Below are 16,640 nucleotides of genomic sequence, written 5' to 3'. Positions count from 1 at the left end.
CTGGATTTTGACCACGAAGAGCAGCTAGTCTTCACAACGCGTTCACTCAGGCAAGCCTTACCTAAGAACGAATGTTCCCTCTGGAGAACCGAGAACCGATGAACACCTTCACTCAGCGCCGCCGGCCGGGCCGGATCGCCGCTGCCGTTCTCACGGCGGCCCTCGCCCTTTCGCTGGCCGCCTGCGGCGGCAGCAGCGACGACACGAAGCCGGGCGCCGAGTCGTCGAAGCCGACGACCGCCGAATCGGCCGGCTTCCCGCGCACGATCACCCACGACAAGGGCAAGACCGAGATCAAGGCCAAGCCCAAGCGCGTGGTGGCGCTGGACAACAGCCTGGTCGAGGCGGTCGTCGCACTCGACGCACCGCTGGTCGGCGGCATCGGCTCGTACCGTGACCAGAAGGGCTTCCCGCCCTACCTCGGTGACGCGGTGAAGGACACCAAGGACGTCGGCCCGCTCGACAGCCCCAACCTCGAGGCGATCGCGGCCCTCAAGCCCGACCTGATCGTCTCGGCGACGGTCCGTCACGCCGACTTCTACGACCGGCTGAGCCAGATCGCGCCGACCGTGTTCGTGAAGACCACGGGCCCGATCTGGAAGGAGAACATCACCTTCCTCGGCCAGGCCCTGGGCCAGGAGGAGAAGGCCGCGGCCAAGCTGACGGCGTACCAGACCCGCGCCAAGAAGATCGGCGACGCGATCAACGCCAAGGGCGGCGGCTCCGCCGACGGCAAGCCCACCTTCTCGGTCGTCCGCTTCGTCGACGGCCCGACGCGCATCTACCTGCCCAAGACCTTCAGCGGCATCATCCTCACCGACATGGGCCTGACCCGTCCGGAGAACCAGCGCGACGAGGCGAAGTTCAACATCGAGATCAGCGAGGAGCAGATCCAGCAGGCCGATGGCGACCACATCTTCATGACCAGCTTCTCGGGCGGTGAGGAGCGCAAGAAGAAGTTCCTCGCCAACCCGCTGTGGCAGCGCCTGAACGCGGTCCAGAAGAACCAGGTCCACGAGGTCGACGACGCCACCTGGATGACCTCGGTCTCCCTCCAGGGTGCCGACGTGGTCCTCGACGACCTGGCCAAGGCCTTCCAGGTGGACCCCGCCAAGTAGGCCGCTCCCGAAGGGAGAAGGGGCCGGTCCCCGTCCCGTACTCGTGGAGTACGGGACGGGGACCGGCCCTTCGGCGTACCCGCTCAGGCCTGGCCCTCGATCCGGCGCAGCCGCTCCGCGTCGCAGGTGCGGGGGCAGGTGGCGCAGGCCCGGGACGCGTCCAGGGTGTAGTACATGCAGCAGCCGAGCCGGGTGCGGGTCGGGTGCAGGTGTCCCTCGCGGTCCGCGAGCCGCCGGAAGTCGGCGCCGCCGGGGAAGGGGGCTATGGCGGTCGGCAGCAGCTCGGTCGCCTCGCGCACCGCCCGCTCCTCCTCGCCCAGGGCGCGGCCGAGGTACCAGATCCCGGAGACGAGGTCGTCGGTGACCATCCCCCACAGGGCCCGGTCCCGGCGGCGGACCCGCGGCCCGATGGCGGCCAGCAGCGGCCGCATGTGATCGGCGACGGCCGCACGGAGTTCTGCGCGCAGCGCCTCCTCGCCGGCCACCACCCGGGCGCCCGGCAGGCGGGCGGCGGGATCGCCGGGCAGACAGGCGAACCCGGCGCCCGGAACGATCTCGAACCGGCCGGTGGAGAGGTCCACGCGCACCTCGCGCGGGCGGATGCGGGGCACGCGCCGCTCCAGGTACCAGACGCCGCTCATCAGCAGGCTGACGGACCAGAGGTAGTCGTGGAGCGCGCGCGAAGCGGCGACGTCCGGCCGCGGGTCGTGCCCGTGCCCGGCCCGGATGCGGTCGGCCTCGGCGGCGACGAAGGCGTCCAGGGCCCCCTGGCCTTCGGCCGGATCCGATGGCCCGGCCAGCTCCGCGCCGCCGATCCACCGTCCGGGTGATGCGGACTGCTGTGCGGGGGATCCCGCGAACGAGTGGGTGAAGGGGTGCGCGAAGGCGTGCGGGAAAGGGTGTGCGAAGGGGTGCGTGCCGGGGGCCGCCACCCGGACGTCCAGGGCCTCGCAGACCGCCGTGAGGCGGCCGTAGGTCCGCGCCAGCGCGGCGGCGCAGTCCCGGGCGGGACGTGGGGGAGACGCGGTGCGCGGGACCGTGGTCATCGGTTCTCGATCATGTGCGACACGAAGACTCCATACGAGGGAGTAGGTAAGGCTTACCTTAACCCAATGATCTATGATCATGCTCGCCGCGCCACCCTGCGTGTCTCGAACGGGAGTTGAGGCTAAGGGTTGGCTAACCTAAGCTGCTTTTGCCGGTGGATACGGAAATTCGCCGGCACCGAGGCGTGCCGGAAAGCAGTCACCCGCTCACCCCCCACAGCTCTGGATCCGGAAGGGGCTCAGCCCATGCGGTTGTACCTGCTCGCACTCAACCCCACCGACTCGGTCACCGAGGGGTTCCTCCCCGCCGCGGCCCGGCTCGGCCTCCAGGTCACCGTCCTCACGGACCAGCCCGACGCGCACCGCCGCTCGGCGCCGGACCTCGAGGTCCTGGAGTGCGACGTACGCGACTTCCGTGCGGTCGTCACCCGGATATCGACGCACCGCGCACCCGACGCGGTCTTCACCAACAGCGACCACCTCCAGACCCAGGCGGCCCTGGCCGCCGACTACTTCGGCCTCCCCGCCAAGGACTGGCGGGCCGCGCTGCGCGTCAAGGACAAGGCCGAGATGCGGCGCCACCTCGCCGCGAGCGGACTCGACGCCGTGTGGTCGACGGAGCTCGCCGCCGGCCGGGACCCTGCCGCCCTCACCGCCCTGGACGTGCCCTACCCGTGCGTGGTCAAGCCCCGGGAAGGCGTGGCCAGCGAGGACGTGGTGCTGGTCGAGGGACCCGCGGAACTCGTCCTGCGCTGCAAGGAGGTCCAGGGCCGCCGGCCGCAGACGGCCCTCGTGATCGAGGAGTACCTGGCCGGCGAGCTGCACAGCATCGAGACGCTCGGCGACGGCACGGTCCGCCACGTGCTCGGCGGATTCCACACCCGGCTGTCCCCGCCCCCGTACTTCATCGAGGAGCGCTCCACCTTCGTCGGCGCCCACCCCGAACCGGTCGTCCGGCAGGTCCTCGCCCAGCTCGACGCCCTCGGCGTCGGATTCGGCATCTGCCACACCGAGTTCGTCGTGCACGAAGGCCGCGCCCGCATCATCGAGGTCAACTACCGGGCCGTCGGCGACCAGATCGACCTGATGCTCGCCCGGCTGCTGGACATCCCGCTCTTCGAACACGTCCTCCGTACGCATCTGGGCGAGCCGCTCCCCGCGGACCTCGGCGCCCGCACCGACGGCGTCGCCCTCGTCGCGTACCCCTGCGCCCGGAGCGCCGGCACCCTCACCACCGCGCCCGGGGCCGCCGACCTCACCGTCGACGGCGTCGACCTGACGTACCGCCCGCTGCGCGCGGTGGGGGAGCGGCACGAGGTGTACGGGACCAACCGCGACTACATCGGCGCACTGCGCGCGTTCGGCCGGAACACCGACCAGCAGGCCGTCGACCGCGTCGCCGACGAGTACCTCGCGGCGCAGCGCTGGGAGTTCACCCCGTGACCACGACCGCCCCGGCCGCCGCCCCGGCCGCCGCCCAGGCCGGCCCCGCCGACGCAGGCCGCACCACCGAGGCCGAGCTGCTGCTCCGCGTCCTCGGCGCGCTCCTTCGGGAGGACGCCGTCGGCCTGCGCACCCGCACCACCCCCGTCGACCGCGCCGACGGCCGCTGGCTGAGGCTGCCCGCAGGCGACGGCGACGCCCTCCTCCTGCCCGTCGCCCCGGACGGCTACCAGGGCGTGTACGGCGCCCGGCTGCCGCTGCTCGCCAGGGAGTCGGACGGTCGCCGACTCACCACCCACGACGAGGTCCTCGAGGCGCTCGGCGCACTCGCCGACCCCGCCGACCGTGCGGGCTTCGAGGCCTTCGCCGAGGAGTGCCGCCAGACCCTCGCCACCATGCGCCTGCACGACCGCACCCGCGACGAGGCGGCCGCCGGCCTCGCCGCCGCGCACGGCGCCGACCCCGCCGACTGGACCGGGCTCGCGGGCGGGCTCGCCCACGACACCCTCGCCGCCCGCCTCGACCACCCGGTGTACCCCACCGCACGCGGCCGCTCCGGCCTCGACGAGACCCAACTGCGGGCACACGCGCCGGAGTTCCATCCGACCTTCGCGCTGCGCTGGATCGTCGTGCCGCAACGGGACCTCGCGGTGGCGGGCGGACCGGCCGCACTGCCCGACGCCTGGCCCACGCCGGCCGCACTCGGCCTGCCCGCACTCGGCGGCAGCCACCTCGCCCTCCCCGTCCACCCCCTCACCGTCGGGGCGCCGCTGCGCGGGGCCCTGAGCGCCGCCGGCCTGGCCGGCCGGGCCGTCCTCGCCGAGCGCCCGTACCTCGACGTGGTCCCGACGCTGTCCATGCGTACGGTCGCCGTCAGCGCGGACCCCACCCTGCACATCAAGGTCCCCATGGCCACCTCCACCCTGGGGCTGCGCAACCGCCGGATCATCCGGCCCGGCTTCCTCGCCGACGGGGTCGCCGGCCAGCGGCTGCTGGAAGCCGTGATCGCCCGCGAACCCCGGTTCCAGGGCGTGATCCTGCACGCCGACGAGACCGTCCACGCCCATGCCGGACACGAGCTCCTCGCCGCGCTCTGCCGCCGCTACCCGGCCGGCCTCGACGCCGCCGTCGTCACCCCGCTCGCCGCCCTGCTCGCCGAAGCCCCCGGCGGGCGGCTGCTGATCGACCACCTCGCCGACCGGTTCTACGGCGGCGACCCGATCGCCCTGCTCGACGCCTACCTGCGGCTGCTGTTCGACTGGCAGACGACCCTCTTCGGGCACGGCATCGCCCTGGAGTCGCACCAGCAGAACATCTCCCTCGTGCTCGATCACGGCCCGGCCGGCGACACCCGCATGCGGCTGCTGCTCAAGGACGACGACAGCCCGCGCGTCCACCCGGCCCGCGTCCGGGCGAGCCTGGGCGCCGACGCCCCGCTCGGCTTCGACGACGCCCGCATCCTGTGCGAGGACGACCGGCCGCTCACCGACATGTTCACCACGATCACCCTGCACCTGTGCGCCGGTTCGTACGCCTTCGGGCTCGCCCGGCACGGCCGCGCCGGGGCCGGGGCCCTGCTGGACCTCGTACGCGACCGGCTCGCTGAGGCGGTCGACCGGCTCGGCACCGCGGCCGGAGGGCCCGGCGCCACCCTGCGGGAGCGCGTCCTGGACGCCCCGGAGCTGCCCGTCAAGGCGATGGTCAGTGCCGGAACCCTGCTCAGCAAGGAGCGCACGGGAGCGGCCGACATCAACAAGCACTACACCACCGGCCCCAACTACCTTCTCCGGACGGAGGGTTCGCGTTGAGCGCGGCAGCGCCACCGGAACTGAGGGACACGGCGGAGGCCGCTCCCGAGCCACGCCCGTCCCTCGGCCGGCGGCAGGTGCACGCCGTCGCCGGCTGCTACTTCGTGGCCTCGTTCGCCGCGCTCGGCCTCCCGCCCTTCCTCACCGAGATCCTTCCGGAACTCGGCGACCGCGACGCGAGCTGGGCCGGCGTGCTCTACATCGTCCCCACCGTCTTCGCCGCCGTCGGCGCCCCCCTGTGGGGACGGCTCGCCGACCGGTTCGGCCGCAAACGGCTCCTGCTGCGCGCCCAGTTGGGGCTGGCGGTGTCCTTCCTGCTGGCCGGCTGGGCCGAGTCCCTCCCCGCCTTCACCGTGGCCCTCGTCCTCCAGGGCATCCTCGGCGGCACCTACGCCGCCTCCAACGGCTACCTGGGCGCCGCACTGGAGGGCCCGGAGCTCTCCCGGGCGCTCACCCTGATGCAGGGCGCCGCCCGCGCCGCCCTGGTGTTGGCCCCGATCGTGGTGGGCGGCCTCTCGCCCTGGATCTCCCCGCACCGCCAGTACGCCCTGCTCGCCGTACTCCCCCTGACGGCAGCGCTGCTGATCACCGCACTCCCGGAATCCCGGGGGGACCGCCCGGCCGCCCGGACCCCGTCCGGCAGCCCGCCGCCCGCCGCCCCGACGTACCCGGCAGCGTCCCCGCTCCCGGCGGCGGCCCCTGCGGGCCCCGGGGCGCAGGCGGCCCCCGCAGGTCTCGCGGTCGGGGCCGCCCCCGCGGACCCGGTCCCGCGGTCCCCCGCCCGAGGGGCCGGCACGACCTCCCTGCGCGGGCTGTACGCCCTGGAGTTCGCCTTCGTCCTCTCCACGGTGATCTCCTTCCCGTACCTGATCTCCCTCATCGAGGAGCGGATCCCCGGTACCTCCCCGGCGGTCTCCGGGATCCTCTTCGCCCTGCCCCACCTGTGCTACCTCGCCACCGCGATGTGGGTGCACTCGGCCTTCCACCGCAGACCCCGCCTCGGCCTGGGCCTCGGCTTCGCGTGCATAGCCCTCGGACTCGCCGGGCACGGGCCGGCCCACTCGCTCGCCACCCTGGTCGCCGTCCGGCTGCTGCTCGGCGCCGGGCTGACCCTGGGTCTCGTCTGCCTGGCCGTGATGGCCTCCGACTGCGCCAAGGGCCGTGCTCCGGGCGGCCTGTTCGGCTCGATCGAATTCTTCTCCAAGGCCGGCGCGGTCGTCGCCGGACTGGCCGCCGCCGCGGGCAACGGCCTGTACGGGCCCACAGCGCCCGTGCTGACCGGCACCGCCGTGGCGCTGGTCACGGTCTGCGCCACCGTCCTCCCGGCCACGAAACTCCGCTCACTCCGCACCCGCTGGAGCCGTTGATGTCCCCGACCGATGCAATCGGTACCGCCGCCGTCCTCCCCTCCGCCGTTCCGGCCGGGCTGCCCACGGCCGACGAGGCCGTCGTCCACACCCTCCTGAACTGCCTGCTGCGCGAGCTGTCCGGACCGGAGCACCAGACCGCCGTGGCCGACGGCCACCTGCTGCTGTGGCTGCCGCGCCGAGGGGTGCTGCTGCGCGCCGCCCTGCGCCGCACCTCGCTGCTGGGCGCGCACCGTTTCACCGGACCCGTGCGGGAGCAGCGGGACGGCGGCTGGGCCGAGATCGGCTGGCGCCGTCTCGCCGAGTACGCCCAGGACGAGCTGGCCCTGCGCACCGACGTGCGCAACGAGGAGTTCCTGGAGCAGATCGCCTCCAGCCACCAGGCCGTGTCGGCCGCGCTCGCCGTCCGCGCCGGGCGGCCGGCCGCCGCAGCGGCCGGAGCCGGGGACAGCGACGGGCTCACCGCCTACCTGGAGTCCGAGCAGTCCCTCGTCTTCGGGCACCGCTTCCACCCCACCCCCAAGGCCCGCACCGGCGACACCGACTCCTGGCTGGCGTACGCACCCGAGACCGGCGCCTCCTTCCGGCTGCGCCACCTCGCGGTCCGCGAGCACCTCGTCGCCGAGGAGACCGCCGCAGAAGGAGCCGCGGGCCCCCTCGACCGGCTGCGCAGCGACGTGCCCGAGGGCTACCGGCTGCTCCCCGCGCACCCGTGGCAGTACGAGATGCTGCGCGAACACCCGCAGCTGCGCGCGGCGTTCGACCGCGGGGACATCCTCGACCTGGGCGAAGCCGGCCGGCCCTTCGCCGCCACCGCCTCCGTGCGCACGCTCTACGACGGAGCCGCCTTCCTCAAGTTCAGCCTCAACATCCGCATCACCAACTGCCTGCGGAAGAACGCGAGTTACGAGCTCTCGGGCGCGGTCGCCCTGACCCGCCTGCTCGCCCCGGTGCTCACCGACCTGGAGACCCGCTTCCCCGGCACCGCCATGCTCCGCGAGCCCGCCTACCGCAGCATCGCCCTGCCCGGCCCCGACGGCACCCCGGACCGCTCCCTCCTCGAAGGCTTCGGCGTCATCGTCCGCGAGGGGCTCCTCGCCCGTCTCATGCCCGGCACCACGCCGCTCCTCGCCGCGGCCGTGGCCGACGAGTACCCCACCGGCCCCGCGCACATCTCCCGCCTGCTCGGCGACGCCTCCGCCCGGACCGCCCTCGACTGGTGGACGGCGTACCTCAAACTGCTCGTCCCGCCGGTCCTGGCCGCGTACTTCGACCACGGACTCGTCCTCGAACCGCACCTGCAGAACGTCGTCGTCTGCGTCGACGAGGAGGGCATGCCGGCCCAGGTCCTCTTCCGCGACCTGGAGGGCACCAAGCTGGTCCCCGAGCAGCACGCCGACCTGCTCGCCGCACTGCCGGCCGACGTCGCGGGCCCGATGACGTACGACGCCCAGCGCGGCTGGGACCGCGTCGTGTACTGCCTGCTGGTCAACCACATCGCCGAGGTGCTCGCCGCCCTCGCCGACCTGCACCCGCAGTCCGAGGCCGCCCTGTGGGCCCGGGTCCGCGTCACCCTCCAGGCCCACGCCGACCGGTACGGCTGCCCGCCTCGCCTCGCCGCCCTCCTCGCCGGGGTGCCGCTGCCCGCCAAGGCCAACCTGCTCACCCGCTGGGAGCGCAAGGCCGACCGTGACGCCGGCTACGTCCGGCTCGCCTCCCCGCTCGCCGAGGACGTGCTGTCCCAGGTGCTGCAGCTCCACGCCGATGCCGGGGTCGACGCCCACGCCCACGCCCGCGACCTCGACCTCGACCACGAACGTGACACCCGGAGCGCCCGATGACCGCCCCCACCCCCGCAGTGCGCAGCCGCCTCGCCGGCCTCGACGGCGCGGAACTGCCCGCCTACCTCTACGACCTGACCGCGCTCGGCGAGCACGCCGCAGCCGTGCGGGCCGCCCTCCCGGAGCGGGTCGAGCTGTACTACGCGGCCAAGGCCAACCCGGAGCCGGAGATCCTGGCCGCCCTCGGCCCGTACGTCGACGGCTACGAGGTCTCCTCCGGCGGCGAGCTCGCCCATGTGGCCAAGGCCGTACCGGGCCGGCCCCTCGCCTTCAGCGGACCGGGCAAGACCCCCGCGGAGCTCGCGGCCGCCCTCGAACTGGGCGTGGAGCGCTTCCACGTGGAAAGCCTGCACGAACTGCGCGTGCTGGCTGCCCTCGCCGCACGCACCGCCTCCGGCCGCGAGGCGGTCCCCGGGGTGCTGCTCCGCTTCAACCTGCCGCTGGCGGCCGCCTCCCTCGAAGGCAGCTCGCTGGCCATGGGGGGCCGCCCGACCCCCTTCGGCCTCGACCCGGCCGAGGCCGACGAGGCCGTGCGGCTGCTGACCGACGGCACCTGCCTGCAGCTGCGGCTGCTCGGCGTGCACGCCCACCTCGCCAGCGGCCTGGACGCCCCGGAGCAGCTCGCGGTCGCCGAATCGGTCGTCGCCTGGGCCGCCGGGCTGGCCGCCCGCCACGGCATCGGCCTGGCCGAGGTGAACGTGGGCGGCGGGATGAGCGTCGACTACGCGGCCCCGGGGAGCCGCTTCGACTGGGAGTCGTACGGAGCCGGCCTCGCCCGCCTCGCGGACGCCCACCCCGGCCTCACCCTGCGGATCGAACCGGGCCGGGCCCTCACCGCGTACTGCGGCTGGTACGCCACCGAGGTGCTGGACGTGAAGCGGAGCCACGGGGAGGAGTTCGCCGTGGTCCGCGGCGGCACCCACCACATGCGCACCCCGGCGACCAAGGGCCACGACCAGCCCTGCACCGTGATCCCGGTGTCCGAGTGGCCCCACCCCTGGCCCCGCCCCGCCGCGGCCGGAGAGCGGGTCACCCTCACCGGCCAGCTCTGCACCCCGAAGGACCTGCTGTCCCGCCACGTACCCGCCCCGGGCCTGCGGGCCGGCGACCGCGTGGCCTTCGGCCTGGCGGGCGCCTACGCCTGGAACATCTCCCACCACGACTTCCTGATGCACGCGAGGCCCGGTTTCCACTTCCTCGCACCGGGCGGTCACACCCCGGCCTGAGCCGTCCCCGTGCGGCTCCGGCAAGGCCCAACTGCGTTGTTGCGCAAGCCTGTTCTAAAGAGTGGTGACGGAACGGATCCACTAGACTCGCCAGCCATGAATCCCAATGGACCCGAGTCTGCCGGGGCGAAGGCCTTCTACGTCAGCACCCCGATCTACTACGTCAACGATGCTCCTCACTTGGGCCATGCGTACACCACGGTCGCGGCCGACGTGCTCGCCCGCTGGCACCGGCAGCGCGGCGAGCGCGTGTGGTTCCTCACCGGGACCGACGAGCACGGCCAGAAGATCATGCGCACGGCCGAAGCCAACGGCGTGTCCCCGCAGGAGTGGTGCGACAGGCTCGTGAGCGAGTCGTGGGAGCCGCTCTGGGAACACCTGGACATGTCGAACGACGACTTCATCCGGACGACCCAGAAGCGGCACACCGACCGCGTCCAGGAGTTCGTGCAGGACCTGTACGACAAGGGCGAGATCTACAAGGGCGGCTACGAAGGCCCCTACTGCGTGGGCTGCGAGGAATACAAGCTGCCCGGCGAGCTCCTCGACGGCGAGGGCGAGTACGCGGGCCAGAAGCTGTGCCCGATCCACAAGCGGCCGGTGGAGACGGTCAGCGAGGAGAACTACTTCTTCAAGCTGAGCGAGTACGGAGACAAGCTGCTCGCCCACTACGAGGCCGACCCGGGCTTCATCCAGCCCGAGTCCGCGCGCAACGAGGTCGTGAACTTCGTGCGCCAGGGGCTGCAGGACCTGTCGATCTCCCGGTCGACCTTCGACTGGGGCATCCCGATCCCGTGGGACCCCAAGCACGTGATCTACGTATGGGTCGACGCGCTGCTGAACTACGCCACGGCGGTCGGCTACAACGAGAACCCGGAGAAGTTCGGCGCGACCTTCCCGGCCGACGTCCACCTGGTCGGCAAGGACATCCTCCGGTTCCACGCGGTCATCTGGCCCGCGATGCTGATGGCGCAGGGCCTCCCGCTGCCCCGGAAGGTCGCCGCGAACGGCTGGCTGATGGTCGGCGGCGAGAAGATGTCCAAGTCGAACCTGACCGGCATCAAGCCCCAGGACCTCACCTCGCACTTCGGCGTGGACGCCTACCGCTGGTACTTCCTGCGCGCGATCTCCTTCGGCCAGGACGGCTCCTTCTCCTGGGAGGACCTCACCGCCCGGTACACGAGCGAGCTGGCCAACGACTACGGCAACCTCGCCTCCCGCGTGGCCGCCATGGTCGGCAAGTACTTCGGCGGCACGCTCCCCGCGGCCACGGCCGACGGCGAGGCGGAGCGGGCCGTCCACGACGGCCTCGCCAAGGCGGTGGCGGAAGCGGACCGCCGCATCGGCGACGAACTCGACTTCCAGGGCGGCATCCTGGCCGTCTTCGAGTTCATCAAGCAGGTCAACGGCTACATCACGGAACAGGAGCCGTGGAAGGTGGCCAAGGACGAGTCGAGCGAGGGCCGAGCCCGCCTGGCCACGATCCTCTACACGGCGGCCGAGTCGCTGCGCGCGGTCGCCGTCCTGATGAACCCGGTCATGCCGGAGACCTCCGGGAAGCTGTGGGACTCCCTGGGTGCCGCGGAGTCCCTGGGCGCCCTGGCGGACCAGAAGGTCCGGGACGCCGGCGAGTGGGGCAGGCTCCAGGCCGGTGCGAAAGTGACCAAGGGAGCGGTCCTCTTCCCGCGCCCGGAGGAGCCGGCGACGGTCTGATGCCCGAGGCTCCCGGGTGTCCGACCGCTTGCCGGCGGCGGACATCCAGGGGGCGCGACGCGGGGTACCGGACAGCCGGTACGGCGGCTGGCGCCACCGCATGGATCGAGACGAACGGACGCTCCACGCCTCGCCGTTCGGCGCGGCGGCGGCCGCCTACGCAGCACACCGGCCCGACTGCGCGCAGGCCGCCCGGTCGGTCGGCCGGAGACCGCCCGCGGCGAGTTCACCCTCCCGATGCTGACCGCCGTCCTGCGCGTGCGGCGCATCGGGCAAATCCCGCTGGTGGGGCCGGGAACGGCCCCGTTAGCATCCGATGATGACCACGCCGCCGGACGAACCCTTCCAGGACGCGATGCGTCGGGCCGACGCCGACCGGCAGGACGGCCGGCTCGACGCGCGGCGCTGCCCGCCGGCCGCCCTCGGGCGGCTCGTCCGGCACCCGGACCCCCGCGTGCGGCACCGGGGACTGCTCCTCCTGGCCGAGCGCGTGACGGCGGGCCGGACCGGCGACGCGTCGGACCTGGCCGAACTCGCGGGGCTGCTGCCGGTGTCGCTGGAGGGACCTCCGGAGACGGACCTCGTCCTGGCGCGGCTCCACGAACGGCTCGGACCGTACCGCCCGGGGCTGCCCCGGCCGTCGTGGCGTACGGCCGGGCTGCCGGCACGCGTACGGATCGCCTGGCTGCGCGCCGAACTGCTGACCGACCCTGCGGTCGTCCGGACGGAGCCGCCGGGCGAACTGCTCTACCAGGCCGTACGGGAAGCGGCCGTGGCCGACGCGCACCGGCCCGAACGGCTCGTGGACGAGCTGGCGGCCGCCGGCGACCCGGTGCTGCAGGCCGCGGCGCTGCGCCTGGCCCGGGAGGGGCTGTACGCCGGTCTGCTGGCTCCCGCCCCGGTCCGCGAACACCTGGTCGACCTGCTCGGCGCCGACAGCACGGACGTCGTCGTCGCCGCACTGGGCGAACTCGCCGAGCCGTGGGCGGCGTCGAGCCCCCTTCCGTCCGCACGGCTGGCCCCCTTCCTCGCCGCCGATGCGGTGAGGGCCCGGCCCGGGGCCGCCGATGCCGCACTCGAGGCCGCGGCCCGGCACGGGCACGGCGGCCTGCTGCGGCAGGTCGTCGGCGATCCGGAACTGCCACCGGGTCTTCGCCGGCGCGGCCTGGAACTCCTCGGTGACCTCGCCGGCCGCGACGACATCGGCGCACTGACGACGGTCGCCGCACAGGACCCGCTGCTGCTGGCCGGTCCGGCGCTGACGTGCCTGCGGGGCCTCCACCGGCGCGGGCACTTCCCGGAGGATCTGCACGTCCCGTCCGTCATCGGCCTGGCACTGGCCGACCACACGATCGCACCCCACGAGGTCGCGACGATCCTGTTCACCTGCCGGCAGGAGACGCTGCGCGTACTGGTCGACGCGCCCGCCGGCGATCCGAGCTGGCCGCGGCGGCTCGCGCTGCTCGTCGCCCTGGCCGCACAGGGGGCGGGGGAGCTCCCGATCGGGGACGCGATCACCCGCGTCCTGCCCTCGGCCCCCGCACCGGGCCCGTTCCTCGACGCGATCCGCGCCCTGCGCCACACGGATGCCGAGGACGCCGTGATCGCCCTCCTTCCCCCGGCTCCCGCAGCGGCCCTGGACGCGCTGGAGGCCATCGGCGGCCACCGCACGACGACGGCCCTGAGAGAGGGACTCGGCCTGGCCGCGGCGCAGGCCCCGGGCGAGATCGCACCGCACCTGCGCGCGGTGCGGCACCGCGCCCTCGAGGTGCTGTGGCATCTGACCGAGGATCCGGCAGAGCGGCGCTCCCTTCTCGTCCGCCTCGACCCGACCGATCTGCCACCCCGTATCGCGGCGGACCTCGGCGGCCCGGACGAGCGCGAACTGGCCTTCCTCGGATCCCACTTGGACCCGGACGAGCCGGAGGCCGCCCTGTGCCGCCTGGCCACCCACGGCAGCGCCGGCACGCTGCCCGTCATCGCGGACCTCCTCCTGCGCATCGTGGCCGACCGGGCGGCGAACCGGGAGCCGGGCGCTGCCGCCGCCCCGGGACCACAGGCCGGGGAACCCGCGGTCCCCCAGGAGGTCCTGGACTCCGTACGGGGCCTGGGCCGCCGCCTCCACGCACGCGGACGGGTCAGGCCGGCCTGCCTGCTCGACGCGGCGACCGAGGGCGAGGCCGGGAACGCACTCCTCGCGTCCATGGCGCTGGACCTGCTGGACCGGCCCGGACTCTCGAGCGGCGAGCTGACGGTCCTGCTCGAACTGCTGCTCCGAGCGCCCTACGCAGGCACCCGTGCGCGGGTGCACCGGCTGCTGCGCCACCGCGACCGCCACGTGCGCAAGCACGTGATCGCACTCCTCGCCCGCGACGCGGCGGGCGACGACGCGCAGGCGCTGTCGGCGAGCCTGATCGCGCTGACCGCCGCCCCGGACATCCAGACCGTCCGGCAGGCCCTGCTCGCCCTCGGCCACGCACGGGCCCGGTGGGCCGCCGGCGCGGTCGCCGCCTGCCTCGGCCACCCGAACATGAACGTCAAGAAGACCGCCGCCGCGGTGCTGGTCCGCACGGGCACGCCCGAGGCGGTCCCGGCGCTGCTCCACTGGCTGGGGCGCCACGACAATCCGGGGCTGCGCGACGGGCTCACCGAGGCCCTGCGCGCCGTCCTCGGCGACGCGTACCCGGCGACCCTGCTCGCCGCCGCCGAACACAGCGAGGACGACCGGGCCCGCGAACTGCTCCTGGCAGGCCTCGACGGCACACTGCCGGCCCGCTCGGTCCTCGCACTGGACGCCCAGGCGGCACGGGTGGCGCCGTCCCTGCTCACCCTCGTCGCGACCCGCCGCGTCGGCCTCGCCTCCGGGACGGTCGAGGACCTGGCGACGGCCATGGCCGGGCACGGGATCACACCGGCCGCCGCGCCGGACGGGGGAGCGCGCCCCGACATCGCAGCGCTGACGACCGAAGGCTGGGACCCGTCGGTCGCCCGGCGCATCGCCGAAAGGGAGGACCTGCCGCCCTTCATCGGCCGCATGGAGCTGCGCCCCATGCTGGCCGACTGGCTCCGTCTGGCCGCCGACTCCGAACCCGCCGTCCGGGACCGCGTCCTGCGGCTCACCCTCCGGTTCTGCCCCGCACCGTGGACGACGGATGAGCTGACGGCCTTCGCCCGGTCCACCGGAACCCTCCTGGCCGCACTCGCCGAGGCCCCGGCCGAAGTCCGCCAGGGCATCGTCGCGGTCCTCGAAGCGGTCGCACCGACCCTGCCCGCGATCCGGAAGCCCGCGGTCGCCGAGGCCGTACGCGCACTGCCCCTCGCGCCTGCGGGCGCAGGCGCACTGCCCACCGCCCCCGCGGGCAGCCCGTCCACGCTGCCCCTGCTCCGCAGCCTCGACGCCGTACTGGTCCGAGCCGACCTCGACCGCGCACTCGCCTCGGCCCGCCTGGGCGCCGACCCCCGGCAGGCCGAAACCGCCGTGCTGCGGGACGCGTTCGCCGTACCGCAGCCCGCGGCAGCCGCGGGAGCGGACGGCACCGAGTCCTGGCGGGCCGCGCTGGCCGCCGCAGTCCGCACACCGTCCGCCCTGGAGGCATTCCGCCTCCGGCACGACGGGATCCCGGACTCCCGCGACCGCCTGACCGCGCTGATCGACGTCTACGCCTCCGCCGGAGACGCGGTCCGCCCCGCACTCATCGACTGGCTGACGGACATCCAGCCGCTGGACGCACCGCCCTGGACCATCACCGAGACCGCGCACGCGCCGACACCGCAGCCGCGGACCGTGCGCACCGCCGACCTCGACCAGCCCCGCTCGACCGCACAGCGGGAGCGCTTGCTGGCCATGCTGCACGCATCCACCCCGCACCACCGGCACACCGCGGCCCTGGCCCTGCTGGAATGGCCCGAGCCGGAGGCCAGGCTCCCCGTACTCCGAGCCTTCCTGCGGGGCCACGTCGACGTCCCCGCCGACGTACTCATCGGCGTACTCGCCGACCTGCCCGTCGGAGGGCCGGAACTGCAGGCGGAACTCCGCGCGCCCGACACCCTGCACGACAGGGCGGCCCTCGTCGCGAGCCGACTCGCCCCGCGGGAGCTGGAACCCCTGGTGCCGCTCCTCCTGCAGTGGTGGGAGCACGCCCCTCCCGCCGCCGGCTCCGCAGCCGCCCGGGCACTGCGCAACGCCCCCGCCGACGTACTGGCGGAGCACCTCGAAGACCGCCTCGCCGACGGCTCCTGGGGCTTCCTCGAGCTCCTCCACGGCCGCCCGCTGCTCCGCACCCCTGCCCTCACCCGCACCGCTCTCCGCCTGCGCGCCGAAGGCCGCGACGACCTCGCGGACGGACTCCTCCTCGTGGACGGCCCGCTCCGCCACCCGGACGCCGCGCAACAGGACGCCACCGCCCTGGCCTCCCTCCGCGACCGCACCCCCGAGGCAACGCCGCAACCCCTCACCCGCCGAGACCTGTTGGACCTGGCCCGCACCGGCGACCCGGTACGGATACGCCAAGCCCTCACCCGGCTGACCGAGCAACACGGCGGACCCACCCCGGACCAGGACCCCGCCCTCCGCTCCCTGCTCGGCGAACTCCTGCACCACCCCAGGCCCGGGGTCCGCCTGCACGCCCACCGCACCGTGCGAACGATGCTGGACCGCGAGACGTACCTGCACCACACGGCGACCCTGCTGGACGACCCCCAGCCGGACCTGGTCCGCATGGCGGTCCGCACCCTCTGCCACGCGAACTGGGCACCTGCGATCCCTGCCCTGACCGGACTGCTGGAGCACCCCCACCCCGCCGTACGCAAGGCCGCGGCCGAGGCCCTCATCGACCTGGGCCCGTCGGCGATCCCCGCCCTCAGACGCGCCGCCGTCCACGCCCGCCCCGACAAACGGCCCCTCTACACGGAGCCCCTCGAACGGCTCACGGAGGCCGCAGCCACGGAGCCCGCCGCGCCGCGGCCGGCGCCCCGATGCAGCGGCAGAGTTCCATGACGGTGTCCTCGGACCCGAGGAAGACCTCGGGCTCTTCGAGCGTCACGGAGGCAGGCCGGCGGCGGGGTCGGACATCCGTTCT

9 protein-coding genes are annotated in these 16,640 nt (G+C 74.0%); 8 read left to right on the top strand and 1 reads right to left on the bottom strand.

What is annotated here, in order from left to right; translation table 11 throughout:
- Positions 1-98: 98 nt before the first annotated feature.
- Positions 99-1,118, top strand: coding sequence for an ABC transporter substrate-binding protein (locus ACIGFK_RS33550; RefSeq protein ID WP_376661817.1), 1,020 nt, complete (start codon positions 99-101; stop codon positions 1,116-1,118).
- A gap of 83 nt (positions 1,119-1,201) precedes the next feature.
- On the opposite strand, the gene ACIGFK_RS33545 is transcribed toward ACIGFK_RS33550, so the two are convergent.
- Positions 1,202-2,164, bottom strand: a complete 963-nt coding sequence (locus ACIGFK_RS33545; RefSeq protein ID WP_376657855.1) for a (2Fe-2S)-binding protein — start codon at positions 2,162-2,164, stop codon at positions 1,202-1,204.
- A gap of 246 nt (positions 2,165-2,410) precedes the next feature.
- Here ACIGFK_RS33545 and ACIGFK_RS33540 point away from each other — a divergent pair, with 246 nt between their 5' ends.
- The 7 genes from ACIGFK_RS33540 to ACIGFK_RS33510 all read left to right on the top strand — a co-directional run bounded on the left by ACIGFK_RS33540 (position 2,411) and on the right by ACIGFK_RS33510 (position 16,558).
- On the top strand, positions 2,411-3,607 hold the full coding sequence (locus ACIGFK_RS33540; RefSeq protein ID WP_386467221.1) for an acetyl-CoA carboxylase biotin carboxylase subunit family protein: 1,197 nt from the start codon (positions 2,411-2,413) through the stop codon (positions 3,605-3,607).
- Positions 3,604-5,415 carry an IucA/IucC family protein gene (locus ACIGFK_RS33535; RefSeq protein ID WP_400054829.1) on the top strand — a complete coding sequence of 604 codons (1,812 nt, stop codon included), beginning with the start codon at positions 3,604-3,606 and terminating at the stop codon, positions 5,413-5,415. The genes ACIGFK_RS33540 and ACIGFK_RS33535 overlap by 4 nt, the downstream gene beginning before the upstream one ends.
- On the top strand, positions 5,412-6,782 hold the full coding sequence (locus ACIGFK_RS33530; protein WP_376657858.1) for an MFS transporter: 1,371 nt from the start codon (positions 5,412-5,414) through the stop codon (positions 6,780-6,782). The genes ACIGFK_RS33535 and ACIGFK_RS33530 overlap by 4 nt, the downstream gene beginning before the upstream one ends.
- Complete coding sequence (locus tag ACIGFK_RS33525; RefSeq protein WP_376657859.1) at positions 6,782-8,623, top strand: IucA/IucC family protein; 1,842 nt, start codon at positions 6,782-6,784, stop codon at positions 8,621-8,623. Before ACIGFK_RS33530 ends, ACIGFK_RS33525 begins: the two co-directional genes overlap by 1 nt.
- On the top strand, positions 8,620-9,849 hold the full coding sequence (locus tag ACIGFK_RS33520; protein ID WP_376657860.1) for a type III PLP-dependent enzyme: 1,230 nt from the start codon (positions 8,620-8,622) through the stop codon (positions 9,847-9,849). Before ACIGFK_RS33525 ends, ACIGFK_RS33520 begins: the two co-directional genes overlap by 4 nt.
- A gap of 96 nt (positions 9,850-9,945) precedes the next feature.
- The gene (gene metG, locus ACIGFK_RS33515) at positions 9,946-11,562 is read left to right on the top strand and encodes a methionine--tRNA ligase (RefSeq protein WP_386467229.1); all 1,617 of its coding nucleotides are present in this window, start codon (positions 9,946-9,948) and stop codon (positions 11,560-11,562) included.
- A 319-nt stretch (positions 11,563-11,881) separates the two neighbouring features.
- Positions 11,882-16,558, top strand: a complete 4,677-nt coding sequence (locus tag ACIGFK_RS33510; protein ID WP_400054826.1) for a HEAT repeat domain-containing protein — start codon at positions 11,882-11,884, stop codon at positions 16,556-16,558.
- The last annotated feature ends 82 nt before the right edge of the window (positions 16,559-16,640 follow it).

It is taken from the genome of Streptomyces sp. NPDC085524 (assembly GCF_044541755.1).
In the GTDB taxonomy this organism is placed as follows: domain Bacteria; phylum Actinomycetota; class Actinomycetes; order Streptomycetales; family Streptomycetaceae; genus Streptomyces.
The sequence above is the reverse complement of the archived record's forward strand: the minus strand, read 5'-3'. Positions and strand labels throughout refer to the sequence as shown.

What these genes read in the sequence shown, in the direction of transcription:
- ACIGFK_RS33550 (WP_376661817.1), top strand. Translation starts at nt 99, where the DNA reads ATGAACACCTTCACTCAGCGCCGCCGGCCGGGCCGGATCGCCGCTGCC.
- ACIGFK_RS33545 (WP_376657855.1), bottom strand. Translation starts at nt 2,164, where the DNA reads ATGACCACGGTCCCGCGCACCGCGTCTCCCCCACGTCCCGCCCGGGAC.
- ACIGFK_RS33540 (WP_386467221.1), top strand. Translation starts at nt 2,411, where the DNA reads ATGCGGTTGTACCTGCTCGCACTCAACCCCACCGACTCGGTCACCGAG.
- ACIGFK_RS33525 (WP_376657859.1), top strand. Translation starts at nt 6,782, where the DNA reads ATGTCCCCGACCGATGCAATCGGTACCGCCGCCGTCCTCCCCTCCGCC.
- ACIGFK_RS33520 (WP_376657860.1), top strand. Translation starts at nt 8,620, where the DNA reads ATGACCGCCCCCACCCCCGCAGTGCGCAGCCGCCTCGCCGGCCTCGAC.
- metG (WP_386467229.1), top strand. Translation starts at nt 9,946, where the DNA reads ATGAATCCCAATGGACCCGAGTCTGCCGGGGCGAAGGCCTTCTACGTC.
- ACIGFK_RS33510 (WP_400054826.1), top strand. Translation starts at nt 11,882, where the DNA reads ATGACCACGCCGCCGGACGAACCCTTCCAGGACGCGATGCGTCGGGCC.